At 62.9% G+C, this 23514-nt stretch carries 26 protein-coding genes; 9 read left to right on the top strand and 17 right to left on the bottom strand.

Translation table 11 applies throughout. The features are described 5' to 3' along the window. The first annotated feature begins 38 nt into the window (after positions 1–38). Both ACLFKU_RS17110 and ACLFKU_RS17105 read left to right on the top strand, forming a co-directional pair. Complete coding sequence (locus ACLFKU_RS17110; protein ID WP_410849838.1) at positions 39–911, top strand: oxaloacetate decarboxylase; 873 nt, start codon at positions 39–41, stop codon at positions 909–911. Positions 912–1025: 114 nt separating this feature from the next. Beyond that, a complete protein-coding gene (locus ACLFKU_RS17105; protein WP_368586602.1) occupies positions 1026–1427 on the top strand; it encodes a DUF3597 domain-containing protein in 402 nt (133 codons plus the stop codon). A 254-nt stretch (positions 1428–1681) separates the two neighbouring features. On the opposite strand, the gene ACLFKU_RS17100 is transcribed toward ACLFKU_RS17105, so the two are convergent. Then, the gene (locus ACLFKU_RS17100) at positions 1682–1954 is read right to left on the bottom strand and encodes a hypothetical protein (protein WP_013091148.1); all 273 of its coding nucleotides are present in this window, start codon (positions 1952–1954) and stop codon (positions 1682–1684) included. A 273-nt stretch (positions 1955–2227) separates the two neighbouring features. Continuing rightward, complete coding sequence (locus tag ACLFKU_RS17095; RefSeq protein WP_368586601.1) at positions 2228–3919, bottom strand: Na/Pi cotransporter family protein; 1692 nt, start codon at positions 3917–3919, stop codon at positions 2228–2230. Between the two features lie 376 nt (positions 3920–4295). Here ACLFKU_RS17095 and ACLFKU_RS17090 point away from each other — a divergent pair, with 376 nt between their 5' ends. Further along, the gene (locus tag ACLFKU_RS17090; protein WP_368586600.1) at positions 4296–5036 is read left to right on the top strand and encodes a 3-ketoacyl-ACP reductase; all 741 of its coding nucleotides are present in this window, start codon (positions 4296–4298) and stop codon (positions 5034–5036) included. A 226-nt stretch (positions 5037–5262) separates the two neighbouring features. Continuing rightward, positions 5263–5619 carry a Fis family transcriptional regulator gene (locus ACLFKU_RS17085; RefSeq protein WP_410849837.1) on the top strand — a complete coding sequence of 119 codons (357 nt, stop codon included), beginning with the start codon at positions 5263–5265 and terminating at the stop codon, positions 5617–5619. Between the two features lie 14 nt (positions 5620–5633). Here the strand turns inward: ACLFKU_RS17085 and ACLFKU_RS17080 are convergent, their stop codons facing one another. Genes ACLFKU_RS17080 through coxB form a run of 5 tightly spaced genes read right to left on the bottom strand, consistent with a single transcriptional unit; the run spans position 5634 to position 11105 of the window. After that, entirely contained in the window at positions 5634–7001 is a 1368-nt protein-coding gene (locus ACLFKU_RS17080) for a c-type cytochrome (protein ID WP_410849836.1), read from the bottom strand. Then, positions 7001–7417: a hypothetical protein gene (locus tag ACLFKU_RS17075; RefSeq protein WP_410849835.1), complete on the bottom strand. Its 417-nt coding sequence runs from the start codon at positions 7415–7417 to the stop codon at positions 7001–7003. Before ACLFKU_RS17075 ends, ACLFKU_RS17080 begins: the two co-directional genes overlap by 1 nt. Beyond that, complete coding sequence (locus ACLFKU_RS17070) at positions 7414–8055, bottom strand: heme-copper oxidase subunit III (protein WP_410849834.1); 642 nt, start codon at positions 8053–8055, stop codon at positions 7414–7416. The genes ACLFKU_RS17075 and ACLFKU_RS17070 overlap by 4 nt, the downstream gene beginning before the upstream one ends. Position 8056: 1 nt before the next feature. Further along, a complete protein-coding gene (gene ctaD, locus ACLFKU_RS17065; protein WP_410849833.1) occupies positions 8057–10054 on the bottom strand; it encodes a cytochrome c oxidase subunit I in 1998 nt (665 codons plus the stop codon). 28 nt (positions 10055–10082) lie between these two features. Further along, complete coding sequence (gene coxB / locus ACLFKU_RS17060) at positions 10083–11105, bottom strand: cytochrome c oxidase subunit II (protein ID WP_410849866.1); 1023 nt, start codon at positions 11103–11105, stop codon at positions 10083–10085. 321 nt (positions 11106–11426) lie between these two features. Between coxB and ACLFKU_RS17055 the strand changes: the two genes are divergently transcribed. Both ACLFKU_RS17055 and ACLFKU_RS17050 read left to right on the top strand, forming a co-directional pair. Further along, positions 11427–11900, top strand: a complete 474-nt coding sequence (locus ACLFKU_RS17055; protein ID WP_410849832.1) for a DUF2778 domain-containing protein — start codon at positions 11427–11429, stop codon at positions 11898–11900. Beyond that, complete coding sequence (locus ACLFKU_RS17050) at positions 11897–12172, top strand: hypothetical protein (RefSeq protein WP_410849831.1); 276 nt, start codon at positions 11897–11899, stop codon at positions 12170–12172. Before ACLFKU_RS17055 ends, ACLFKU_RS17050 begins: the two co-directional genes overlap by 4 nt. Before the next feature lie 200 nt (positions 12173–12372). Here ACLFKU_RS17050 and ACLFKU_RS17045 read toward each other — a convergent pair whose 3' ends face one another. Together ACLFKU_RS17045 and ACLFKU_RS17040 are read right to left on the bottom strand one after the other, a co-directional pair. Then, the gene (locus ACLFKU_RS17045; protein ID WP_368586592.1) at positions 12373–13338 is read right to left on the bottom strand and encodes a 2Fe-2S iron-sulfur cluster-binding protein; all 966 of its coding nucleotides are present in this window, start codon (positions 13336–13338) and stop codon (positions 12373–12375) included. Further along, entirely contained in the window at positions 13335–14450 is a 1116-nt protein-coding gene (locus ACLFKU_RS17040) for a Rieske 2Fe-2S domain-containing protein (RefSeq protein ID WP_410849830.1), read from the bottom strand. The genes ACLFKU_RS17045 and ACLFKU_RS17040 overlap by 4 nt, the downstream gene beginning before the upstream one ends. A 182-nt stretch (positions 14451–14632) precedes the next feature. Between ACLFKU_RS17040 and ACLFKU_RS17035 the strand changes: the two genes are divergently transcribed. Further along, on the top strand, positions 14633–15133 hold the full coding sequence (locus tag ACLFKU_RS17035; protein WP_368586590.1) for a MarR family winged helix-turn-helix transcriptional regulator: 501 nt from the start codon (positions 14633–14635) through the stop codon (positions 15131–15133). A gap of 28 nt (positions 15134–15161) precedes the next feature. Here the strand turns inward: ACLFKU_RS17035 and ACLFKU_RS17030 are convergent, their stop codons facing one another. After that, complete coding sequence (locus ACLFKU_RS17030) at positions 15162–16100, bottom strand: NADP-dependent oxidoreductase (RefSeq protein WP_410849829.1); 939 nt, start codon at positions 16098–16100, stop codon at positions 15162–15164. A 155-nt stretch (positions 16101–16255) separates the two neighbouring features. Here ACLFKU_RS17030 and ACLFKU_RS17025 point away from each other — a divergent pair, with 155 nt between their 5' ends. Both ACLFKU_RS17025 and ACLFKU_RS17020 read left to right on the top strand, forming a co-directional pair. Further along, positions 16256–16489 carry a DUF2795 domain-containing protein gene (locus ACLFKU_RS17025; protein ID WP_410849828.1) on the top strand — a complete coding sequence of 78 codons (234 nt, stop codon included), beginning with the start codon at positions 16256–16258 and terminating at the stop codon, positions 16487–16489. Positions 16490–16512: 23 nt separating this feature from the next. Next, positions 16513–17424 (top strand): DUF72 domain-containing protein, encoded by a 912-nt coding sequence (locus ACLFKU_RS17020; protein ID WP_410849865.1) that lies wholly within the window; start codon positions 16513–16515, stop codon positions 17422–17424. Here the strand turns inward: ACLFKU_RS17020 and ACLFKU_RS17015 are convergent. The 7 genes from ACLFKU_RS17015 to ACLFKU_RS16985 form a co-directional block, all read right to left on the bottom strand. After that, entirely contained in the window at positions 17416–18078 is a 663-nt protein-coding gene (locus ACLFKU_RS17015) for a UdgX family uracil-DNA binding protein (RefSeq protein WP_410849827.1), read from the bottom strand. The two genes, ACLFKU_RS17020 and ACLFKU_RS17015, sit on opposite strands and share 9 nt — an antisense overlap. A gap of 27 nt (positions 18079–18105) precedes the next feature. Then, positions 18106–18258 (bottom strand): DUF6496 domain-containing protein, encoded by a 153-nt coding sequence (locus tag ACLFKU_RS17010; protein WP_176107560.1) that lies wholly within the window; start codon positions 18256–18258, stop codon positions 18106–18108. A gap of 105 nt (positions 18259–18363) precedes the next feature. Next, entirely contained in the window at positions 18364–19047 is a 684-nt protein-coding gene (locus tag ACLFKU_RS17005; RefSeq protein ID WP_410849826.1) for a hypothetical protein, read from the bottom strand. Continuing rightward, on the bottom strand, positions 19044–20450 hold the full coding sequence (locus tag ACLFKU_RS17000) for a selenium-binding protein SBP56-related protein (RefSeq protein WP_410849825.1): 1407 nt from the start codon (positions 20448–20450) through the stop codon (positions 19044–19046). The genes ACLFKU_RS17005 and ACLFKU_RS17000 overlap by 4 nt, the downstream gene beginning before the upstream one ends. Before the next feature lie 216 nt (positions 20451–20666). Then, positions 20667–21545 carry an ABC transporter permease gene (locus ACLFKU_RS16995; protein WP_410849824.1) on the bottom strand — a complete coding sequence of 293 codons (879 nt, stop codon included), beginning with the start codon at positions 21543–21545 and terminating at the stop codon, positions 20667–20669. Next, a complete protein-coding gene (locus ACLFKU_RS16990; RefSeq protein ID WP_368586166.1) occupies positions 21542–22372 on the bottom strand; it encodes an ABC transporter ATP-binding protein in 831 nt (276 codons plus the stop codon). Before ACLFKU_RS16990 ends, ACLFKU_RS16995 begins: the two co-directional genes overlap by 4 nt. An 85-nt stretch (positions 22373–22457) precedes the next feature. Further along, a complete protein-coding gene (locus ACLFKU_RS16985) occupies positions 22458–23501 on the bottom strand; it encodes an ABC transporter substrate-binding protein (RefSeq protein ID WP_410849823.1) in 1044 nt (347 codons plus the stop codon). Between the last annotated feature and the right edge of the window lie 13 nt (positions 23502–23514).

Here is a 23514-nt window from a genome sequence, read left to right as displayed (position 1 = left end):
GAATTGGCGCACATTCATCGTCATCAAACGGAAATAGCATGAACGCACTGCATAAACGTCAGCAATTGAAGGCACGTCTCGCCCAGCCGGAAATCGTCACCGCCCCCGGCATCTTCGATCTGATCTCCGCGAAGATGGCCGACTCGATGCAATTCGATTGCCTGTACATGACGGGCTTCGGCACGGTCGCGTCCTACCTTGGCCTGCCCGATGCAGGCCTCGCCACTTATACCGACATGGTCGATCGCGTCACCGCGTTTTGTGGCGCCACCAACACGCCCTTGATCTGCGACGGCGACACCGGCTACGGCGGTCTCCTGAACGTCGCGCACACGGTACGCGGCTACGAGCGCACCGGTGCCGCGGGCATCCAGCTCGAAGACCAGGAGTTTCCGAAGAAATGCGGCCACACGCCAGGCCGCAAAGTGATTGCGCTCGACGATATGGTGAAGAAGATCAAGGTCGCGGTCGAGACGCGTGACGACGCAAACTTCCAGATCGTCGCGCGCACCGATGCTCGCACATCGCTCGGACTCGACGAAGCATTGCGGCGGGGCGAAGCGTTCGCCAAGGCGGGCGCCGATGTATTGTTCATCGAATCGCCGGAAACCGTCGAAGAGCTGGAGATGATCGCACGCACGTTCGATACGCCGCTGCTCGTGAACATCGTCGAAGGCGGGCGCACGCCGCAACTGACCCCGGCTGAATTGCAGAAGCTCGGTTTTTCGATTGCGATTTATCCGGCATCGGGCTTTCTCGCGGTCGCGAAAGCACTGCACGATATCTACGGCCGGATCAAGGCGCAGCGCGGCACAACGCACATGGAAAACACCATGTATCCGTTCTCCGAAATGTGCAATCTGATGGGCTTCCCAGCGGTATGGCAGTTCGACCGTGAGCACGCCGAATGACGACGGGCTGACAAAATATTACGTTTTTCAGCGTGCCAGACGCGTAGCATATCGGGGGCATGTCCCGCGAGCGCCCCCACTCGCATTCGTCATTCAACCGCGGAGATTTCGGAAATGAGTATTTTTGGTGACATCGTGCACAAGCTGTTCGGCAAAGCGAAGCCGGACCAACCTCCCCCCGCGACGGAACCCACCCCCGACCCGGCCGCCGCGCAAGCCGCGACGCCCAACGCGCCCGCCGCACCCGCACCGCTGTCCGACGTCGACGTGGCCGCGGTGATGGATCAACTCGTCAGCGAAAGCGGACAGACGTTGAACTGGCGTACGTCGATTGTCGACACGATGAAGGCGCTCGGTGTCGACAGCAGTCTCGAACACCGCAAGCAGCTTGCGCAGGAATTGAAGTACAGCGGGGATATGAACGACTCAGCGAGCATGAACATCTGGCTGCATAAGCAGGTCATGCAGGCACTCGCGGCAAACGGCGGCAAGCTGCCACCCGATCTGGCAAGCTAGGCACGACAAACCAGGCGTTTCGCAGAAAGCGAAATTCAGTGCAGTGAACGTCCCGCAGTAAAAATCAATCGCTCAGACGAAGTTGCCCGGTCGGATCACTGACCGGGCAACTCGAACCTTCTCGGCGCGGCAATCAATGCTCGCGCAATCGGATGGCAAAAACGCGCACTGCACGCGCCCCGGACAGCACGATTGCCGTCAGCCCACGTATCGAAACGCGGGTGACCGAACACATTGCGATGGAATACGCGCGGCTATTGCGCCGCGGTGAGCTTGAGTCCCGGCCGCAGTGGCTGGGGAGGCTCCAGAGGAGCCTTGCGTTCGTCCGATACCTGTTCGATTCCCTTTCTCGTGACTTCTTCGAGGAAGGTCAGGCGAGCCCGATAGTAATCGGCACGCAGCTGTGCGTCGAGCACCAGCTGTTCGGCCTGAAACAGTTCCATGCGCAAGTTGTTCAGCGCGCGTTCGGCCTGTTTCTCGGGAGTAGGAGCATGTTGTGAAGCCCAGTTAGCAAGCCACCTTATCATGGTGAATCCCTCCTTGAGTTCAATGCTCTGCTGCGACAAAGGCTATCAAATAATGGACGCGGCGTGTGTTAATTCGTTACAGGTGTTGCAAGCTTCACTACTGATACCACAGCCCGCGCGACAAGAAAAAAGCCCGCACAGCAAAGGCGGGCAATCCCACTCTCTTTGAAAGCGTGTCACGAGGATGACACGCCACAAGTTTAACCGTCGTGCAACCCGCACCTACGTGTGCTGGCGATCAGTTCCGCGCGAATATATCGATCGCCCTTGAATCTATTGAAGCGCCGCCACGTTTTTCGCAATGGCCCGCGCAAACTGCGCGATCTGCCGGCCCTGCTCGATCAGATCCATCGCGAGCCGGAACGTGACGACGTCCGTCTTGTCGGCCAGCTGAAGCTTCGCGAGCACGACCTGACGCGCGGTCGCGGCGAGTTTCTCGATGCCGGCTTTCGCGTCGATGACTTTCGCCACTTCGTCCGGATCGGGCGCCTCGATCGTGCGAATCGCCTGCTCGAGATTGCGGATCACCGCCTCGGAAAACTGCGTGGTCGCCGCATCGCGCAGGCGCAACAGGTCGATCTGCTGCGTCATTCGCTGCTGCGCGACGCTCAGCAGCGTCGTGCCGACAATGCCGCTGATGCTCTCGAGGTGACTCGTGACCTGCGTATAGCCGACCATCTGCTGACCTTCCTCCTCCGAGTGTTCCCCCTTCGACAGGCGGCCGATATATTGAAGAATCTCGAAGGAAAGCCGGTCGCTTTCCTTGTCCTTATCGAGCATCTGATTGATCTCTTCCATCGTGCCCGTCGACACCATCTGGGAGCCGCGTTGCACGACTTCGAGCACCTGCATGCCGAGCCGGGTCAGCTCGATACGCACGCGCTGCAATCCAAGCGCCGGCACCGTCAACACCGACTCGTCGAGATACTGCGGATCGCCCGCGGGTTTGGCGGGCTTCGCGCGCTGCGGCACGACCAGTTGCGCGAACCGCGCGATCGGACCGGTAAACCAGATCAGCAGCAGCGTGTTCGCTACGCTGAACAGCGTATGCACATTGGCTACCTGGCGCGGCGCCTCGGCCGCGAGGCGCTCGAGGCCCTGCAGGTCCGGATGCGACGGCGATATCCAGCGCACGAATTCCGCCATCTGAGGAATCAGAAAGAGCGCGATCACGACGCCGAGCACATTGAACACCAGATGCACGACGCCCACCTGCACCGCCTCCGGTGGCTTGCCGATCGAGGCGAGCAAGGCCGTGCCGCAGGTGCCGACATTCGCGCCCAGAATCAGCGTAATAGCGGCTTCGAGAGGCATCAGGCCCTGCCCGCTCAGCGCAATGACGACCGCGAGCGTCGCCGCCGAGCTTTGCACGATCGCGGTAAAGACCGCCCCCACGATGACGCCGACGAGCGGATTGCGCATGTCCTGCATCGCGTCGATGAACGGCTGGTACGTGCGCAACGGATGCGTGGACTCGCCCATCAGCTGGATGCCCATGAACAGCAGCCCTAGCCCCAGCACGACGCGGCCGATCTGCCGCAACACCTCGCGCGGGGCAAACGCGTGCAGCACGAAGCCGATCGAGAGCATGTAGGGCGTCAGACGCGAAACGTCGAAGGCGATGATCTGCGCGGTGATGGTCGAGCCGATGTTCGCGCCCATGATCATCGGCACCGACTGGGCAAGTGTCATCAGGCCGGCGGACACGAAGCCGACCATCAGCACCGTCGTGATGGTCGACGAGTTCAGCAGCGCGGTCACGATGGCACCCGCCAACACGCCACGAAACCGGTTCGCGGTCAGCACGCCGATCAACGACTGCAGTTTCGATCCCGCGATCGCCTTGAGCCCGCCGGTCAAGAACTCGAGCCCCAGAAGAAACAGCGCGAGGCCGCCGATCAACAGCCCGAAGATCCCAAGGATGTTCAACTTGTCGGGATCGATGTCAGCAAGATAATCAGTCATCCGATGTGCCTCTGATGATCACACGAATAGATGTGAGAGCAAGGGACGGCTTCGCACCCCGGACCGACGACCGTGGCGGCGGTCTGCCGCACTGTGTCCGGGGCAGCTACTTAAGGCTAACGCTAAGGGTATGAGGAAGACGGCGCGCAGGCAAGGACGGGAAAGCGGCCGGCGGCAACGAGACACCGGAGTTCGCAAAGCATTCGACCAGTAGTCAACGCGATTCATTGCCTCGTCAAACAACGATTCCTGCATCCGAATTGACAGTTAACCCGTAGGTGAAAATGCCCATCGTCCGGGCCGATTGCCGCTGCCAATAATAGGTCCATCCTCCAATCAAACTTGCTCAACTCACCCTAAACAAGAAGGAGGACTTATGGCAAATCGTGTTGCATACGTAACCGGCGGCATGGGTGGTATCGGAACCGCCATCTGCCAGCGCTTGCACAAAGAGAACTACACCGTCATTGCGGGCTGCGGACCGAACTCGACCCGCAAAGCCCGATGGCTGGAAGATCAGAAAGCGCTCGGCTTTAACTTCATCGCATCGGAAGGCAACGTCGCGGATTGGGAGTCCACCGCGAAAGCGTTCGAGAAGGTCAGGAAGGAAGTCGGTGAAGTCGACGTGCTCGTCAACAACGCGGGCATTACGCGCGACGGCATGTTCCGCAAGATGACATACGAAGACTGGCAAGCGGTGATCGACACCAATCTCACGAGCCTGTTCAACGTGACCAAACAGGTCATCGAGAGCATGGTCGACCGGGGCTTTGGGCGCATCATCAACATCTCGTCGGTCAACGGCCAGAAAGGCCAGTTCGGGCAGACCAACTACTCCACGGCCAAGGCCGGCATTCACGGCTTCACGATGGCGCTCGCGCAGGAAGTGGCGACCAAGAACGTGACGGTCAACACCGTGTCGCCGGGCTATATCGGCACCGACATGGTCAAGGCCATCCGTCCGGAGGTGCTGGAGAAAATCGTCGCGACGATTCCGGTACGGCGTCTCGGCACGCCGGAAGAGATTGCGTCGATCGTCGCGTGGATCGCGTCGGATCAGGCGGGCTTTGCGACCGGAGCGGATTTTTCGCTGAACGGCGGTCTGCATATGGGCTAACGGGAACGGCGCCGCGTGGGATGCGGCGCAGCCGTCTTCCGTTATCGACGTTGTCAGGTTCCGTGATGGTTTAGCGGCCCGGCGCAAGCCGGCCGCCTCAGTGAGCATATGACCAGAAAAGCGAGCCGTACTCGCGCCGCACCCGCGAAGTCGCCGCGCAGCCGCCCGAAGGCGATGCTGCGCCCGATCGTGCCCGCCAAAGCGGGCGAAATCTCGCTCGACTATCATGACGCTCGAAGCATTACGCAGCGGCGTCGCCAATCAATATCACGTCGGCAGCATGGCGCAGGCCATTTACATGGCGATGCTGCTGAATCAGCGCGGCTATGGTTCGGCCGTACCCGAGTTGTTTCGCGACGCGGAGGGCGTGATTCTGCGCTGCCGCCAGGCGGGACTCGAAACCGGCATCTGCGTGGTCGATCACGACGCCTTCGCGCTGCTCGGCCAGGTCCTCACGCTCTTCGATGAGCAACTCGCGGTGGCGCCAGTGGGAGAGTTGATCGCGGTCAACGCGAAGCTGAAGACCCTGTTCAGCGCCGCCAATGGCCACCGTGACGTCGACGGCGACGAGAACACCGCATAACGACGTGTTGGCACTTACTTGTGCAATGCGCCGCGCACATTCGACACATCGTTTCGCGTGACCGGTCCGGCCGCGTTTCCCCATGTGGTCCGCACGAACGTGAGCACACGGGCCATTTCGGTGTCCGTCAGCTTGCCGGCGAAAGACGGCATCTTGTGCGGCTCCGGTCCCGACTCGGTATGCGGACTGCCGCCGCCCTCGACCAGCAACCGCACCAGTGACGCGCTCGATGCCGATAGCACGGCGGGGTTGCCCGCGAGGCGCGGATACTTATGCGGCACCCCTGCCCCGTCCATCTGATGACAGCGCGCGCAATACGACGCATAGATGCCCGCGCCGGGTCTTTCCACGTCGCCGGTTTTCAGCGCCTGCACGGTTTGCTGCGCGGCGTTGGAGCGTGCGTTGAAATTGCCGCTCGGCGCGCGCGGCGGCAGGCTCTTCAGATACGCGGCGATCGCCGCGAGATCGTCGTCGTTCAGGTACTGCGTGCTGTCTTCGACGACCTGCACCATGCTGCCGAACGTGATGAGTCCGCCGCCGTGGCCGCGTCGAAGGAAGTCGACGATGTCGGCCGCGGAACTGCGGCCGAGCCCCGAGCCCGGGTCGGCGCTCAGGTTCGGCGCGAACCAGTGGTCGTTGGTACCTCCCGTCAGATAAGCCGATGCCGACTCGTCATAGCCGCGCTCTTCGTAGGCGGGTCCGCGCGGCGTGTGGCAGGCGCCGCAATGGCCAAGCGATTGCACCAGATACGCTCCACGATTCCACTGCGCGTCATGTTTCGCATCGGCCTTGAACTGGCCTTTCGGTGCGAACGCCCAGTCCCAGAACATCAACGCCCAGCGCTGATTGAATGGAAACGGCAAGCGCGTTTGCGGGGCGGGCACCGCGACCGGTTGCACGCCGTGCATGAAGTAGGCGTAGAGCGCGTGCATGTCGTCATCGGTGATCTTCGCGAACGACGGGTACGGCATCGCCGGATAAAGCCGCTTGCCCCCGGGCGCGATGCCCTCGCGCAACGCGCGGGCGAAGTCGTCATAGCTATAACGGCCGATGCCGTATTGCGGGTCCGGCGTGATGTTCGACGTATAGATCGTGCCGAACGGCGATCCCATGCCGAGCCCGCCGGCGAACGGCGGCGTAGCTTCAGGCGCCGCGCCCGGATGCGGGACGCGCGGCGCGGCGGTGTGGCAACCGGCGCAATCGCCGGCTTTGGCGAGATATGCGCCGCGTGCGATCTGCGCGGCGTCGGTGGATGCGCCCGGTGGGTTCGCTGCGGCGTCGGCCGCGTCGGCCGCGCCGGCCGCGTTTGCCGCCGTTGCTATCGTCAGCGCGCATGCGGCCACGATGCCGTATCCAACCGTGTCGAGAACGCCGCGCTTCATCACCACCACCTGCACGGCGACACGATCGCGACCGCGACATCCGTAGCGATCAATGCGAACAGAAATAGCATGCTGGTCATCACCGCGACGTGTGTCAGAAACCAGTCGAGTTCGGCGCGCGTGCGGCGCTCGCCGTTCAGCGCGCCGAGTTTCAGCGGCGCGACGCGGCGCAGATTGCGCCATGCGACCCAGGCGCCGAACGCGCCCGCGACCAGGCACACCGTGCCGAGCGCGACGATCGCCGGACGCATCCACGACACGAGCGGCGCGCCGAGCGGATGGTTGTGCGGATAGCAGGCCTGCGCGGCGAGCGTCTCCGCGAGCATCATCTGCAACAGCCACGCGAACGGCGCCGCGAGCAGACCGATCAGCACATAGCGCATCGAGATGTGCGAGTCTCGGGGCAGCGTCGTCATGACCACTCCTGGAACAGATACGGCGTCAGATACAGCGTGCTGAAAATGAACAGCCACACGACATCGACGAAGTGCCAATACAGCCCGCCGATCGACAGCGCCGCGCAGCGCTTGTCGTCGAAATAGCCGAGCGCGGTCCAGATCGCGAGCAAGGTCAGCACGACGATTCCGACCAGCACGTGCGCCATGTGAAAGCCGGTAATCGTGAAGTACAGCGAGCCATACTGATGCGAGGTCAGGCCATAAGGGTGGTTGTGCCACTCGCGCAACTGAATGCCCATGAAGATGCTGCCCAGCACGATGCCCGCCGCCATCGACGCGACACCGAGCCGCAACCGCCGCCGGCGCACGCAGCGCTCGCAGAACCAGACGAACACGCTGCTCGACAGCAGAATGACCGTATTCGCGCTGCCGAGCCCGAGCTTCGGCAATCCCTCGGGGGGCCAATGCTGCTGGCTTTGCGACGCCAGATACAGATACGAGAAGATCAGATAGCCGAACAGCGCGCCTTCGGTCGCGATCAGCGTGAAGCAGCCCCACCAGCCGCTCGATCGCTCGCCCGCGCTGCCAACCGGCAATGCTCGCGCGGTCTGGTCCGGTTCGCTCGACGCGCGATTGAAGTTGAGTGCATCGCTCACGTCAGCCTCCCGCATCTTCGACCGCGACCGGCTCGCGCTGGATCAGCGCGCGCTCGGGCCACAGCCACGTGATGATCGACACCGCGCAACCGGCCAGCATCGCGCCCACGAAAACCCAGGCGGTCAACGCGAGCCCCGTGAACAGCAGCGCGGCAAAGACCGCGAGCCAGAACGGCGCGTATGAGTCTTCGGGCATCTTCAGAATCACGTCGGGACTCGCTTCCAGTGCGGTCGTGCCCAACGCTTCACGACCATGCGCGAGCAGATAGCCTTCGTCGAGTTGCGAGCGCGCTTGATCCGCCTCGCCCGGCTCTTCGACGCGCCCTTCCCACAATGGATGCCGGCTCGCGAGCGTCGGCACCACCGCGAAGTTGTACGGCGGCGGCGGCGAGCTGACCGACCATTCGAGCGTCGGCGCATCCCACGGATTGTTGCCGGCGGGCTTGCCGCGCTTCAGGCTCACCGCGATATCGATCAGAAACAGCAGCACGCCGGCCGCAAACAGGAACGAACCGAGCGACGTGACGAGGTTCACGGTGTTCCAGCCCATGTCGGCGGGATACGTGTACATGCGACGCGGCATGCCGAGCAGTCCCGCGATATGCATCGGAAAGAACGCGACGTTGAAGCCGATGAACAGCACCCAGAACGCGAGCTTGCCGAGACGCTCGTTCGTCATCCTGCCGGTGAACTTCGGAAACCAGAAGTAGATGCCGCCAATCACTGGAAACACATTGATGCCGAGCAGCACGTAGTGCAGATGCGCGACGACGAAGTAGGTGTCGGTGAGTTGCCAGTCGAACGGCACCGCCGCGGTCATCACACCGGAGACACCGCCGATCACGAACAGCAGCACGAAGCCCGCGAAAAACAGGAACGGCACGCGATACACGGGGCGGCCGGTCCAGATCGTCGCGACCCACGCGAACGTCGCGACCGCGCTCGGCACCGCGATCACCATGCTGGCCGAGCCGAAGAACGACAGCGCGAGCGCGGGGATGCCGGTCGCGAACATATGGTGAATCCACACGGCAAAGCCGAGCACCATCGTTGCGACCGTCGCCAACGCGACCGGCCCATAGCCGACCAGCGGCCGGCGGCAAAAGACCGGCAGCGCATCCGACACGATGCCCATCGCCGGCAGCACGACCACATAGACCCATGGGTGCGCGAAAATCCAGAACAGGTGCTGCCATAACAACGGACGCCCGCCATTGAGCACGTCGAAGAAATGCGTGCCGATGCGGCGGTCCATCCACAGCATCAGAAATGCGAGGCTCACCGAAGGCACCGCCAACAGATTGCCGCCCGACGCGGTCAGCGTGCCCCACACGAGCACCGGCACGCGATCGAGCGACATGCCCGGCGCGCGCATCCTCAGCAGCGTGACGACGAAGTTCATCGAGCCGACCGTCGTCGAAATCCCGAGCAGCACCATGCCGAGCGCATACACGTCGATGTTCGGGCCGTTGCTGTATTCCAGCCCGGACAGCGGCACGTAGTTGAACCAGCCTGCGTCGGGGGCCTGACCGGTCGGAAAACTCGCATACAGGAAGATGCCGGCGAACAGGAACACCCAGTACGACAGCGCGTTCAGGCGCGGAAAGGCCATGTCGCGCGCGCCGAGCACGAGCGGCCAGAGGTAGTTCGAGAAGCCGGACAGGACGGGCAGCGCGTACAGAAAGATCATCGTCAGTCCGTGCATCGTGAACAGCTGGTTGTACTGTTCGGGCGTGAGCACCGTTGCGTTGGGGCGCGCCAGTTGAACGCGCATGATCAGCGCTTCGACGCCGCCCATCAGCAGGAAGACGAATGCGGTCACCAGGTAGCGCAGACCGATGGTCTTGTGATCGACCGTCGAGAACCAGCCGCGCCAGCCGGGCCGCGACTCCCAGATTTCGCGCAGCCGCTTTTCCTGCTCGCTGCCGGGCTCGACGCGGCCGCGCCGCGGCGTGCGTGTCAGTGCGGGCACTGAAGCGGAAGCGGGATGTTCGGACATTGAGCGGGCTCCTCGAGTGCGATGCGCTTCAATGCAGCGTCGCCAGATACGCCGACAACGCGGCGGCCTCGCTGGTGGTCAGCGCGATACTGGGCATCAATCCATCGGGTTTGATCCTCTGCGCGTGCTCGATCCAGTCGAGCAGATGGTCGGGCGTGTTGCTAAGCGCGCCTGCCGCGATCATCCGGCGCGAACCGAGATGAGTCAGATCGGGCGCCTGCACGCCGTTGGCCTTGGTGCCGCGAATCGTGTGGCAGCCGGCGCAGCGCTCTTCGAATAGATGCCGGCCGGCCGCGACCGCTGCGTCGCCGGTGGGCACGCTGGCCGCGCGTCCCTGCGCGTCGCGCCACGCGTTGAAGGCGGCGGTGTCCTGCGCGATCACTTCGAACGCCATATGCGCGTGCTGCGCGCCGCAGAACTGCGAGCACTGCCCTCGATAAATGCCGGGACGGTCCGCCTGAATCCACTGCTCGTTGGTTTGCCCCGGAATCGTCTGCGTCTTGCCCGCGAGTTGCGGTACCCAGAACGCGTGCACGACGTCCGCGCTTTTGAGCTGGATCTTCACGGGTTCACCGACCGGAATGTGAATCTCGTTCGCGGTACTGAAGTTGCGGGCCTGGTTCGGATCGTCGCTGTAATCGGCTTTCCACCACCAGTCGTAAGCGGTCACGGTGATCGTCAATTGCGGATACGACGCGGGCGACGCCACCGATTCGAGCGTGACCAGTGCATAGGCCAGCATCCCCAACAGCACGACCGACGACACCGCGGTACCGATGAACACCCAGCGGATGCCGCCGGGCTCGGCGCTCAGCGCATCCTCTTGCGTCGCGGGACGCTTGCGGACCATCGCGCCGATCAGCAGACCGGCGACGATCAGCGTGACCAGCGTCACGATCGCGGTGAAAACCCAGCCGAGGTAAAGCGTCGGACGGGCCGCCGGGCCCGCCGCGTGCAGGAAGTAGTTCAGCGGTGCCACCGGGTTTGCGTGCGCGGAGCTTGCGGACGCGAGAGCCAGTGCCGCTAACGACGTGACGCTGCCGCGCCTGATGCGCCGTCCTGACGTTCCGGATGCTTGCGCTGCTGCCACTGGGACCCCGCTGGTGATGAGCTTTCAACACGCGTCGTCCCCCTGCGAACGAGACGACGCTCAAGCAGGCCAGCAAAAATCAGGCCGCGTGTGCGGCTGACGGGAGCGGGTCAGTAGAAGGGTGGGTTCGCTCGGTCAGGCGAGCTGTCGTGTAAGCGGGAGTTGCTGCCCTGAAGAATTTGTTTTAATAGTGGCCTTCTCAAAAAAAATCGCCTCTAGAATGCCGCTCTGCATAACTTAGTTATTTATGAGTTCACTGTTATCGGACAATCTGGAGGACAGGTGTTTCAATGCACGTTCGAATTGAATGGTAAGCCAATGAGCGAATTTAGGATTGGCGCTCTATCGTTTCCTGCATACTCCGGGCACGGGAGTTATATCAACAAAACGGCTGGAATGTGCACGCCGAAGATCGGCGCCATTCCGGTCGGCCGATATTTTATTTTTGACCGAAGATCCGGCGGCATTCTTGGGCCATGGAAAGATCGGCTTAACCTGAATGGCAATGACAAGAGCGAATGGTTCGCGCTCCACGCGATCGACGCTAATATTGACGACGATAAAGTCTTATGCGACGGCATTATTCGTGGCCAGTTCCGATTGCATCCGAAGGGTCGACTGGGGAGGAGCGAGGGCTGCATAACTATCGACCGACCTGCAGACTGGCATCATATCCGTTCGATATTTACCAACACGCCGAAAGTATCAGTTCCTGAATCGGAACTTAAAGCGTACGGTGAAGTGACGGTGAAATGAAAAAACTTTTAATCTGCCTCGCAGTCGGTTTCGGCTTACTGCTCGCAATCTTTGCCAATGCGCTGTGGTGGATGATGAATCCAGAAGCGCCCCTGAACTTTTCGAATCCGATATGGAAATTGGCGGTTCGTATGTACGGGGTCAAGACGGCATACCAAGAATCCGACCTGGCGTTTCTCATGTCGTCGGCCGGAATCGTGCTAGGTTTTGCCGCAGCAATTCTGCTTGTCCGGCGAAGCAATAAACGTGGTCAGCGAAAGCTCGACGACTAGCCATCTTACGGTGGAAATAATCGCTGCCTCCGCATCAAAAATTGCGACCTAAGCCCGCCGACCAGCGGGCTTTGTCGTTCTCCGAAAAAGCGATTGCACACGACCCGGCGTTGAGTGTGCGCACGGTTAGTTCGTCGGACTCGAAGGGGAAAGGGCAATAAGCGGTATGACGGGCGACCCGCCCCGTCGTCCGCAAAAGATCACAGGTCGAGCACCAGCAGCGGCGATTTCGCGCGCGAGCAGCACGGCAGGAACTGATCGTTCGCCGCGCGTTCCTCGTCGGTCAGATAGGAATCCTGGTGATCCGGCTCGCCAGACAGCACCCGCGTCAAACAGGTACCGCACACCCCCATCTCGCACGACGTGATCACTTCGACGCCATGCGCGGCCAGCGCCTGCACGACCGTGCATTCGGGCGGGACGTCGATCGTCGCGCCGCTGCTCGCGATGCGCACCTGGAAGCTGCCGCCCGTCGCCGGCTGATTCGCGGCCGCGCCGAAAAACTCGTAGTGCAGCCTGTTTTCCGGCCAGCCCTTGGCGCGCGCGGTCTCGAGCACGAAATCCATGAAGCCGCGCGGGCCGCAGACATACAGATGCGTGCCGGGCGGCGCATCGCTTAGCGTCTGCTCGATATCGAACGTCGAGCCGCCCGGATGATCATCGTGATGAAGCTGGACTGACTTCGCGAAGCCAGCTTGTGCAAGACGCTCGACGAACGCCGTGCGTTCCTTCGAGCGCGTGCAATAGTGCATGTCGAACGAAGCGCCCGTGGCGGCGAGCCGCTCGGCCATGCAAAGAATCGGCGTGACACCGATGCCGCCCGCGAGCAGCAGATGATGTGCCGCATCGTCAGCGAGCGCGAAATGATTGCGCGGCGCGCTGATCTGCAGGCTATCGCCTTCGCGAAGCAAATCGTGCACCGCTTTCGATCCGCCGCGTCCCGCTTCGTCGCGCAGCACCGCGATCAGATAGCGATGCGTTTCGCGCGGATCGTTGCACAACGAGTACTGACGCACGAGTCCGTTGGGCAAATGCACGTCGACGTGCGAGCCGGCGTCGAAAGCGGGCAACGCCTGACCGTTTTCGCTCGCGAGTTCGAAGCTCGCGATACCGGGCGCTTCGTCGCGCCGGCGCACAACCACCACATTCAGCACAGGATGATTCATGTCGCCGTCCGCACCGGAATCACGCGCGTCACTTCGGCCCGGGGCGCGTCAGCCCGAGCCGCGCCAGCCTGCGGCGCGCCCGTCTCCGCGCGCTCCTGCGCGACGAGCCGATCGATCACGCGACGCGACATCACACCGCCCGCATCGATATTGAGTTTCAGCAGATTGCGCTCGGGCCAGCGCAGCAGGTTCTGCTGCTGACGTTCGAGCATCTCCAGATCTTCACTGAAGATCTTGCCCTGTCCTTCGCGGATGCTTGCGGTCAGCGCGGCATCGTCGGGACGGAAATTGCGCGCCATACCCCAGAAATACCAGATCGATGTTTCGGTTTCCGGCGTGATGAAATCCACCACGATCGACGACGCCTTCTTGTCGGCCGGCGCGTGGTAGCCGCCATGTCCGGCATGCGCGACGCCCACCTCGATCAGCACGTGACTCGGCGGCGTGAAGTGGCAGATCTGCCAACGGTCGACGGGCACGTCGTCGGCGAGACCGTTGCCGCGCAACGCCATCTTCCAGAACGGCGGCGCGGCGACGTTTTCCATGAAACGGCTCGTGCGCACGGTATCGCCTTCGGCCACCGTCTTCGGCGCGGCTTCGTCGATTTCCTTTTGCCCGATGCTGTTCGCGTGCACATAGGTCTCGTGCGTCAAATCCATCAGGTTGTCGATCATCAGCCGGTAATCGCAGCGGATGTGGTAGAGCCCACCGCCATACGCCCATTCGGAACTCTCGGCCCATTCCAGATGATGCAGCCTGGCGGCATCGGCCTGCGCCGCATCGCCGGGCCACACCCAGACGAAGCCGTAGCGCTCGATCACCGGATAGCTGCGAATCGATGGAAAGCCATTGACGCGTTGGCCCGGCATGCCGGTCGCCTTGCCCTGACAGCCCATTTCGAGGCCGTGATAGCCACACACGAGCGTGCCGTCGCGCACGAAACCGAGCGACAGCGGCGCGCCGCGATGCGGACAGAAGTCTTCGAGCGCCACCACGGCGCCTTCCGCGTTGCGATAGAAAACCATCGGCTCGCCGCAGATCTGCCGGCCGAGCGGCTTATCCGCGACTTCATCGGGCATGCATGCGACGTACCACGCGTTCTTGGGAAACATGTCAGTGTCACTCCTTGTTGTTAGTTCGCGCACTTCATTCAGTTCACTCATTGAGATTCAGTGTACTCAATGAGCCTTTAATGATTAAATGAAGGTTTTCCCCTAGACCAACTTTCAATCAGGTAACACGAAGACCAGTTTGCCATTCGCTCCGGGAAAGGCACGAGGTCTTCAGAACTAATATGGTCACTTCAACCGATACCAGCACTTCCGCGATCAGCATCGATCTGTACGACCAGCCCGGCCATCTGATCCGACGCGCGCATCAGATTTCCGTGTCCATGTTTCATGATCTGATCGGGCGCGAGGTGACGCCCGTGCAGTATGCGGTGCTCAGAATGCTGCAGGAATTGCCCGGACTCGATCAGGTCACGCTCGCGCAGCGGGTCGGTCTCGACACGTCGACCACCGCCGACATCGCGGTGCGGCTCGAAGCGAAAGGCTGGATCGTGCGCGAAGTTCTGCCGCGCCGCCAGCGTCGTCTGTTGCTGACGCCGGCCGGAGAGCAGTTGCTCGATGAATTGATCCCCGGCGTCAACGCGCTCAATCACGGCCTGCTCGACGGCATGGGCGACGAGGATGCGCGAGAGCTATTGAGGCTATTGAGAAAGTTCGTGCATCTGAACAACGATCAGAGCCGGGCGCCGCTGCGCAGTGCGAGCGACGACGCGACGCCGAACTAGCCCGCTGGCATCCTCCGCGCTCTCAGTGCTACGGCGCGACCTCCACCACGATCTTGCCGCGCACGTGGCCTTTCGCGAGCCGTTCGAGCGCGTTGGCCGTGGCATCGAACGAAAACCGTTCGGCGACCACGACACGCACGCTGCCGTTATTGATCAACGACGCGATCTCGGTCAATTGCCGCCCATCGGGCCGCGCGGTATAACGCGCGGCCCGCGCGCCATGGCTCGACGCCTCGGTCTGCGACGGCTCGTTGAGCGTCGAGATCAGCGCGCCGCCGGTCGCGACGGCCGACCACGAGCGGCGCTGCGTATCGCCGCCGACCAGATCGAACACGAGGTCCATGTCGCGCGCGACGTCTTCGAAACGCTGCGCGTGATAGTCGATCACGCGATCCGCGCCGAGCGAGCGCACTAACTCGATGCCGTCGCCGGACGCCGTCGCGTACACCTCCGCGCCCTTCTGCTTGGCGAACTGCACGGCGAAATGTCCAACGCCGCCCGCGCCCGCGTGAATCAGCACGCGGCAGCCGGCTTCGAGGCAGCCGTGCTCGAACAGGCCCTGCCACGCGGTCAGCGCGGCGAGCGGCACGGCGCCCGCGGTCCCCGCGTCCAGTTTTTCCGGCGCGTGCGCTAGCGCACTCGCGGGCACGACGACGAATTCCGCGTACGCGCCCTGCCCCTGGCCAACGAAGCCATACACCTGCTCGCCCGCGCGCCATTGCGCGGCGCCCTCGCCGACCCGCTCGACCACACCGGAAAAATCGCGCCCCAGCGTATAGGGCAGCTGTTCTTCGCGGATCAACGGATACTGGCCCGAGCGTGTTTTCAGGTCGACCGGATTGACGCCGGCCGCGCGCACGCGCACCAGCACCTGGCCGGCGCCTGGCTCGGGGATCTCGATCGTCTCGGCCTTGAACACCTCGGGACCGCCGAAGCTGTGAATGCGATAAGCGAGCATCGTGCTCATGATGAGCCTTCTCCTTGAAAGGTCGTGTGTCAGCGGCGCTGCGTTTCCGGCTGACCGCAAGCCGCATTCCTCAACGAGCCCGCGAGCCGCGGCACGACATATGCGACAAGTAACGATAGGCGCACAGTCGTGATGTACTCACTCAAGGAGGAACCATGTCACAGCACCCCGCTCATTCGCAGGAGCATCGTCACCCCGGCCAGCCGAATCCCGCTGACATCGAAAAAGCACTCAGTGGCGTGAATTACCCGACCACGCGCGAAAAGCTGGTCGCGCAGGCGCGCAAGAATCACGCGAATACCGACATCGTCGATCTGGTCGACCGGCTGCCCGATCACAATTTCGACAGCCCGGCCTCGGTCGCGAAGGAAATCGCGCGGATTCAATGACGCACGCCACACTCGACGCGCGAATGAAGAAGTCCGGCGTTGTGCGTATCGGCATTTCCGGCTGGCGCTATCAAGGTTGGCGCGGCAGCTTTTACCCCGAGGATCTGAAACATGCAGCGGAATTGCAGTACGCGTCGGCGCTGTTCGGTACGATAGAAATCAACGGCACGCACTACAGCCTTCAATCGCTCGATAGCTGGCGGCGCTGGTATGCGCAAACGCCTGACGGCTTCGTGTTCGGCATCAAAGGCGCGCGTTATCTGACTCATATGCTGCGGTTTCGCGATGCGAGCGCGCGCGTCGGCATCGCGAACTTCTTCGCGCAGGGCCTGCTCGCGTTGAACGAAAAGCTGGGTCCGATCCTGTGGCAATTTCCGCCGTCCTTCCGATTCGAGCCCGGCGCAATGGAGCGCTTTCTGCGCGAGTTGCCGCCCGACACCGCGAGCGCATCGGCGCTCGCCAGTCAACACGATAAGCGCGTCAAGACACCCTACGTCGACATCGATCGCAAGCGGGTGTTGCGTCACGCGGTCGAAGTGCGCCACGCGAGCTTCGTCGATCCGGCGTTCGTGACCTTGCTGCGGCAATACGGCGTCGCGCTCGTCGTTTCCGATTCCACCGAACCGTGGCCCGTCGCCGAAGATCTGACGGCGGACTTCGTCTACATCCGCCTGCACGGCAGCGAAGCCAAATACTCGGGTTCATATGGGGACGAAGCTTTGCAACGATGGGCCGAGCGAATCGATGCATGGCGCGGCGGCTCACAACCGGCCGACGCGCGATTGATCGCGCCGCAACTCGCGCCGCGCCGCCGGGCCGCGCGAGACGTCTACTGCTACTTCGACAATGACGTAAAAGCGCGGGCGCCGTTCGACGCGCAACGATTGATGAAAGACCTCGGAATCCAGGCGACGCAAGCGCCAGCATTACCCTGATCGCTTGCCGCCGTGCGCCAGCTTCTGCGCGGTGCGCAGCGCCGCGACGATGCGCTCGTACACCTCGCGGCGGGTTTCAGGGTCCGGCGCGCGCAGCGCATACGACGGATGGTACGTCGCGACCACACGCTGCTCGCCGCGTTCGAGCGTTTTGTCGAACGCATCCTGCAAACGCGCGTGCGGATCGTCGACAACCGCTTTCAGCGCGGTCGCCCCGAGTGCGACGACCACGCGCACATCCGGCATGTCGAGTTCCTGTTCGAGCCAGTAGCTGCACGCTTCGACTTCGCGCTGAGCGGGCGTTTTGTGCAAGCGGCGCTTGCCGCGCGCAATCCACTTGAAATGCTTGACCGCGTTCGTCACGTATACGTCGTTACGCTTGACGCCGGCTTCTTCGAGCGCTCTATCGAGCAACGCGCCGGCCGGCCCGACGAAGGGCTTGCCCTGCAGATCTTCCATGTCACCGGGCTGCTCGCCGACCAGCACGATCGACGCATGCCGCTGCCCTTCGCCGGGCACGGCCTGAGTCGCGTTGCGCCAGAGCGCGCACCGGCGGCAATCGCCGAGCTTCGCCGGATGCTGATCGGGTTCGACATCCGCTGGCTCCGATTGCGCGTCGCCATGCGCGCGCTTTTTCTGCGGTTTGTCGGTCATGGGTACGACCGCGCGTGCCGAAGCAGCTTATTTCTCGCTCTTCTTCGGAATCTTCGCGCCCGACTTGCGCGCCTGATTCAATGCGATCGCGACAGCCTGCTTGTGCGGCTTGCCATGCTTCGTCTCGGTCTTGATGTTGTGCGACACGGTCTCTTTCGATGTACCTTTCTTCAGCGGCATGATCTTCTCCGGGTGTAGATGACGAAAGGAAAAATCAGGACCCGCACGCAATGGCGTTCCTGCACCGAAACTGCGCAGCATACGCTGTGCCCGCGTTCGTCGAAATCACCCGGAAACCCCCGTTGCCGACGCATTCAACGCCAGCGACACACCCCCTACCAGAATCAGACTCGACGCCCACACCGCATCGAGATTGAACCAGCTGCGCGACACGAACCTGAGCCCGAGGTAGCGATAAACGAGCCACGCGAGCACACCGCCGGCCATCGTCATGGTCACTGCATGCACCGCGGAGACCGACAGCGCCATGCGCAAACTCGTTTCGATCAGCGCCTGGGCGGCTTTGTGCGCGCTGTCCATGGCGTCGGCGCGGCACAGACCGAGATAGATCGGCACCAGCATCAAGCCGGCCCCGTGCGCGATCGCCACCGCGAACGACCATAGCGCGAGCCGCGACGGCGGAATTCGCGCCAGCACGCGCGGATGGCGGCGGCGCATCAGCAACACCAGACCGAAGCCGATCACCAGCACGCTCGCGCCGATCTGCATCTGACGCTGCCACGCAAGCAAGCTCGCAAGCATCGCGAATGGCAGCATCATCAGCAGTATCGCGAGCGCGTGCCCGGCCGCGAGATAGAGAAGCGCGACGACCAGCGCTTGCGAGCGCCGCTGCATCAGCGCGTTCGACACCGCGAGCGGCCACCCCATTGCCGGATTGACCCCGTGATACACGCCGCTCGCGACGACGGCGAGCCACAGTGCCGCTTGCGGCGACACCGCGCCGCTCAAACGCCCACCGACGGATAGCAGAAAGAATCGGTCGAGCAGTCGCCGCCTTCGAGTCGGATCTGGTGCGCGCGATAGCCGGCGGGAAATTCGACGAAGTAATCTTCGGCGAGTTTGAGACCGCCATTCGGATCGGCATGCGCCATCACTTGCACGCCGGGCACACCATCCGGATAGAACTGGTCGTCCCACGTCGAATAGAGCGAGTTGGTCCAGTAGACGCGCTTGCCATCGCGACTGATCTCGACCATCTGCGGGCCACCGGCGAATGTCTTGCCGTTCGGATGCGGCGTGCAACGTTCGATTCCGCCGATGCGCACGGAGCCCGTCAATTTCGGCTTGCGCGGTTCGGTCACGTCGTACTGGCGCATCTCGCCGGTGCCCCAGCACGAGACGTAGAGGAATTTATCGTCGATCGAAAGATCGATGTCGGTGACGAGCGGCGGCACCGCGCCGAAACCTTGCAGCAACGGCGGCAATTCGTCGGCGTGCGCGGGCTCCGGCGGAATGGTCGCGGTCTTTTCGATGTGGAAGTGGCCGCCTTCGCGCCACCAGGTCCAGATCGACCCCTCCAGATTCGTGGTATCGACCACGACGCCGATAAATCCGTACTCGCGGCTCGGATCGTGCGCGGGCCGCACTTCCAGCGCCATCTGATGGTTCGCGCCGAGATCGAGCGTCTGCACGTTGCGCCTTGCACGCAGATCCCAGAAGTGCACGCGGTGGCCGTATTTGTTCGAAAGCAGGTCTTCAGGCACGATGCCGTTTTCGAATTGCGGCGGCAACGCCCATTCGGTCGAGACCATGTAATCGCGCGGCAGATTCCACCAGAAGTCGTAATGCTTCTCTTGTGCGCCGCGCTCGATTTCCCAGCGTCCCAGCACCTCGAACGTTTGGCAATCCATGATGAAGATTCCGGGCGGCCCGTCGGTGCCGTCCTTGCCGCCACCGCCGAGCGTGCTCACATAGATGCCCTCCGGTCCGCAATGCACGGTGTGCGGACGCGAATAACCGGTCTTGCGGAAGATTTCCTCTGGCTCGATGATCTTGTGAATCTTCGCCTGGGTCGGATGCGGTTTCGTATCGACGATATAGATGCGCGACGAGCGCATACCCGGAATGATCAGATAGCGTCGCTCGAGAAACGCGTGGCCCGTCAATGGCGACAGCGCGGACGAACACGCGTTCCAGCCGAAGTGATGGAATTCGTCGCCCTTGTTCGGCACCGGCACCGTGTGGACCACCTGGCTATAGGTCGGCGAACCGGGCTTCACGTCGATCACGGCGAGCGCGTCGGGCTGCGAGGAATCCGGACTTAGCAGCACCGTGTACGCGTATTCTTCCGCCGGCGCATCCATCGCGAGTTTCGGCGATGCATGAAAGGTAAGATCGGGGCGCATTCCCATGACGGCACTCTCCCTGTCGTTCTGAACGGTTCTGAACGGAAGCCCGGCCCGCCAAAAATCGAGCCAGCGCGTAGCCTTACATTTGTAGTTCACGACAGCGACGGACGCAACCGGATATTTGCACCCGAACGTAGGATGCGATCCGACGGCCACGCGCACCGCACCCAAGCGCTCGCGCCGCCGCCGCGAAGCGCGAATTCCAGTAGACGCAACGCGTTACTGCTGCACGCCCCAGCGCCGCACGGTCACGCGTTCGAGCGTATCGAACACGAGATGCTCGACCAGCAGGCCGATCACGATCACGGCCGCGAGCCCCGCGAACACGCGATCCGTATACAGCTCGTTGCGGTTCTGGAAGATGTACCAGCCCAGCCCGCCGCTGCCCGAACTCGCGCCGAACACGAGCTCCGCGGCGATCAGCGTGCGCCATGCAAATGCCCAGCCCACGCGCAGGCCGGCCAGGATCGACGGCAGCGCCGCCGGCACGAGGATCAACAGCACGTGACGCAGGCCCGTCAGACCGTAATTGCGCCCCGTCATCTTCAGCGTCGCGGGCACCGACTGAAAGCCCGAATAGGTATTGAGCGCGAGCGGCCACAGCACCGCATGCACGAGCACGAACAGCAGGCTGCCGGTGCCGAGCCCGAACCACAGCAACGCGAGCGGCAGCAACGCGATGGACGGCAGCGGGTTGAACATCGCGGTCAGCATCGACAGCAGATCGCGGCCCACGCGCGTCGATACCGCGAGCGATGTCAGCACGAACGCAAACGCGGCGCCGAGCAGATAGCCGCGCAGCAGCACGGACATCGATACCGCCGTCTTCGCGAGCAGTTCGCCGGACCACACGCCTTGCACGAATGCGGTCAAGGTAGCGCCGAAGGTCGGCAGCAGCAGATCGTTGTTGATCACGCGCGCGGCGATTTCCCACGCGGCGATCAGTACGAGCGCGATCAGCGTCTTACGCAGCCAGCCGTGCGCGAAGATCCGCCTGGCCGCGGGCAACGGCGCTTCGATCGCGAGGTCGCCGGGTGCTTCGAGCGGACGTTCGTATTCGTCGCGCACGGGCGGCAGCAACGTGACAGGCGTACTCATTGCACGGTCTCCGTCTGTTCGAACAGCAGGTGATGAATCCGCGCGACGCTGCGCTGAAAATCGGCGCGGCCGAAGCTGTCCTGCGAATACTGATGGCTGTTCAGTTCCGCGCGCACGCGGCCCGGATGCGGCGACAGCAGCAGAATCCGGTTGCCGACCACCAGCGCCTCTTCGATCGAATGCGTGACGAACAGCAGCGTGAAGTTCACCTCTTCCCATAGCCGCAGCAGTTCTTCCTGCATCTTGCGGCGCGTCAGCGCGTCGAGCGCGGCGAACGGTTCGTCCATCAGCAGCACCCGCGGCTGCATCGCGAGCGCACGCGCGATCGCGACGCGCTGTTTCATGCCGCCCGACAACGTGTGCGGATATGCGTGCGCGAACGCGGCGAGCCCGACCTTATCGAGGTAATGCAGCGCGCGTTCATGAGCTTCGGCCTTCGACAGCTTCTTCGCGACGCGCAGCGGAAACGCGACGTTCTGCACGACCGTCTTCCACGGCGGCAACTGGTCGAACTCCTGAAACACGACGATGCGATCGGCGCCCGGTCCGCGCACGCGCTGACCGTCGAGCGAGATGCTGCCCGCGCTCGGCTCGATGAAACCGGCTACCGCCTTCAGCAGTGTCGACTTGCCGCAACCGGACGGCCCGAGCAGCACGAAGCGGTCGCCGCCGTAGACGTCGAAGCTGACGTCGTGCGTCGCGCGCACGATCCGCTCGCGCGTGCGGTACTCGAGGTTCACGTTCTCGACCGCGAGCAGTTTGCCGCTGGTTGCCGCGGCGTTCCGTGCGGCGTCATCGGGAAAGAGAAGCGTGGGATTGGCCACCATCAAAGCGCTCCCTGCGAGTGAACCGGATCAACCGGCGAATATTGCCGCGTACCGCGCAGCGCCACGACAACGCGCAACGTCATGCTCAGCTCCCCGCCGCCGTCGCCGGATCGTCGAAGAAATAGTCCTTCCACGACGACGGTTCGTTCCTGATCGCGCCGATGCGATACATGAACTGCGCGAGCCCGAACGTGTTCTGCGGCACGATCTTGAACTGCACCTGCGGGTTCGTGATGACTTTCACGAGCAGGTCGCGATCGATCTTCGACTGATTGGTGCGGATATAGATATCGGCCGCGCCCTGCGGATTCGCATTGATGTACTTCGCCGCATCGGCGAGCGCATCGACGAACGCGCGATAGGTCTTCGGGTTGTCATGGCGGAATTTTTCGGTGGCATAGAGGACCGTCGCCGAGCTCGGGCCGCCGAGTACATCGTACGAATTGAGCACGATATGCGCCTTCGGATTGCCGGCCAGTTCCTGCTCCTGGAACGGCGGATTGCCGAAATGCCCGGTGATTTCTGTGCCGCCCGCGATGATCGCCGCGGCCGCGTCCGGATGCGGCAACGCCTGCGTGTACTTGTCGAGCCGGTTGTATTCCTTGTCGCCCCAGCGCTTCGCCGCAGCGTATTGCAGCACGCGGGATTGCACCGACACGGTGACCGCCGGCAGCGCGATGCGGTCCTTCTGCGTGAAGTCCGCGATCGTCTTCACGTCGGGATTATTGCTGACCAGGTAGTACGGCAGATTGCCGAGCGACGCGACGCCCTTCACGTTCTGCTTGCCGTGCGTGCGATCCCATATCGTCAGCAGCGGGCCGACGCCCGCGCCGGCGATATCGACCGCGCCCGACAGCAACGCGTCGTTGACCGCCGCGCCGCCCGACAGCTTGACCCAATCGACCTTGATGTCGAGACCGTGCTTGCGCCCTTCGCTCTCGATGAAATGCTGATCGCGCGCCACGTTCAGCAGCAGATACACGATGCCGAACTGCTCGGCCACGCGAATCTCGCCCTCGGCATGCGCGGGAGCGCTGACGACGGCGCCCATCGACAGACTCAGCAGTACAGCCGTCAAACGGCGGACAAACGACGGCCGTGCGGCGGTCGGGTGAAATCGGCTCAGCATTGAAACTCCAGTC

The sequence above is a fragment of the Paraburkholderia sp. EG304 genome, from assembly GCF_046543485.1.
GTDB lineage: Bacteria > Pseudomonadota > Gammaproteobacteria > Burkholderiales > Burkholderiaceae > Paraburkholderia > Paraburkholderia youngii.
Note: the sequence above shows the minus strand (reverse complement) of the source record. Positions and strands in the feature narration are given on the sequence as shown.

Bases quoted from the DNA above. Each gene is read 5' to 3' on its own strand.
- ACLFKU_RS17110 (WP_410849838.1), top strand. From the start codon at position 39: ATGAACGCACTGCATAAACGTCAGCAATTGAAGGCACGTCTCGCCCAG.
- ACLFKU_RS17105 (WP_368586602.1), top strand. From the start codon at position 1,026: ATGAGTATTTTTGGTGACATCGTGCACAAGCTGTTCGGCAAAGCGAAG.
- ACLFKU_RS17100 (WP_013091148.1), bottom strand. From the start codon at position 1,954: ATGATAAGGTGGCTTGCTAACTGGGCTTCACAACATGCTCCTACTCCC.
- ACLFKU_RS17095 (WP_368586601.1), bottom strand. From the start codon at position 3,919: ATGACTGATTATCTTGCTGACATCGATCCCGACAAGTTGAACATCCTT.
- ACLFKU_RS17090 (WP_368586600.1), top strand. From the start codon at position 4,296: ATGGCAAATCGTGTTGCATACGTAACCGGCGGCATGGGTGGTATCGGA.
- ACLFKU_RS17085 (WP_410849837.1), top strand. From the start codon at position 5,263: ATGACGCTCGAAGCATTACGCAGCGGCGTCGCCAATCAATATCACGTC.
- ACLFKU_RS17080 (WP_410849836.1), bottom strand. From the start codon at position 7,001: ATGAAGCGCGGCGTTCTCGACACGGTTGGATACGGCATCGTGGCCGCA.
- ACLFKU_RS17075 (WP_410849835.1), bottom strand. From the start codon at position 7,417: ATGACGACGCTGCCCCGAGACTCGCACATCTCGATGCGCTATGTGCTG.
- ctaD (WP_410849833.1), bottom strand. From the start codon at position 10,054: ATGTCCGAACATCCCGCTTCCGCTTCAGTGCCCGCACTGACACGCACG.
- ACLFKU_RS17050 (WP_410849831.1), top strand. From the start codon at position 11,897: ATGAAAAAACTTTTAATCTGCCTCGCAGTCGGTTTCGGCTTACTGCTC.
- ACLFKU_RS17045 (WP_368586592.1), bottom strand. From the start codon at position 13,338: ATGAATCATCCTGTGCTGAATGTGGTGGTTGTGCGCCGGCGCGACGAA.
- ACLFKU_RS17040 (WP_410849830.1), bottom strand. From the start codon at position 14,450: ATGTTTCCCAAGAACGCGTGGTACGTCGCATGCATGCCCGATGAAGTC.
- ACLFKU_RS17035 (WP_368586590.1), top strand. From the start codon at position 14,633: ATGGTCACTTCAACCGATACCAGCACTTCCGCGATCAGCATCGATCTG.
- ACLFKU_RS17030 (WP_410849829.1), bottom strand. From the start codon at position 16,100: ATGAGCACGATGCTCGCTTATCGCATTCACAGCTTCGGCGGTCCCGAG.
- ACLFKU_RS17025 (WP_410849828.1), top strand. From the start codon at position 16,256: ATGTCACAGCACCCCGCTCATTCGCAGGAGCATCGTCACCCCGGCCAG.
- ACLFKU_RS17020 (WP_410849865.1), top strand. From the start codon at position 16,513: ATGAAGAAGTCCGGCGTTGTGCGTATCGGCATTTCCGGCTGGCGCTAT.
- ACLFKU_RS17015 (WP_410849827.1), bottom strand. From the start codon at position 18,078: ATGACCGACAAACCGCAGAAAAAGCGCGCGCATGGCGACGCGCAATCG.
- ACLFKU_RS17010 (WP_176107560.1), bottom strand. From the start codon at position 18,258: ATGCCGCTGAAGAAAGGTACATCGAAAGAGACCGTGTCGCACAACATC.
- ACLFKU_RS17000 (WP_410849825.1), bottom strand. From the start codon at position 20,450: ATGGGAATGCGCCCCGATCTTACCTTTCATGCATCGCCGAAACTCGCG.
- ACLFKU_RS16995 (WP_410849824.1), bottom strand. From the start codon at position 21,545: ATGAGTACGCCTGTCACGTTGCTGCCGCCCGTGCGCGACGAATACGAA.
- ACLFKU_RS16990 (WP_368586166.1), bottom strand. From the start codon at position 22,372: ATGGTGGCCAATCCCACGCTTCTCTTTCCCGATGACGCCGCACGGAAC.
- ACLFKU_RS16985 (WP_410849823.1), bottom strand. From the start codon at position 23,501: ATGCTGAGCCGATTTCACCCGACCGCCGCACGGCCGTCGTTTGTCCGC.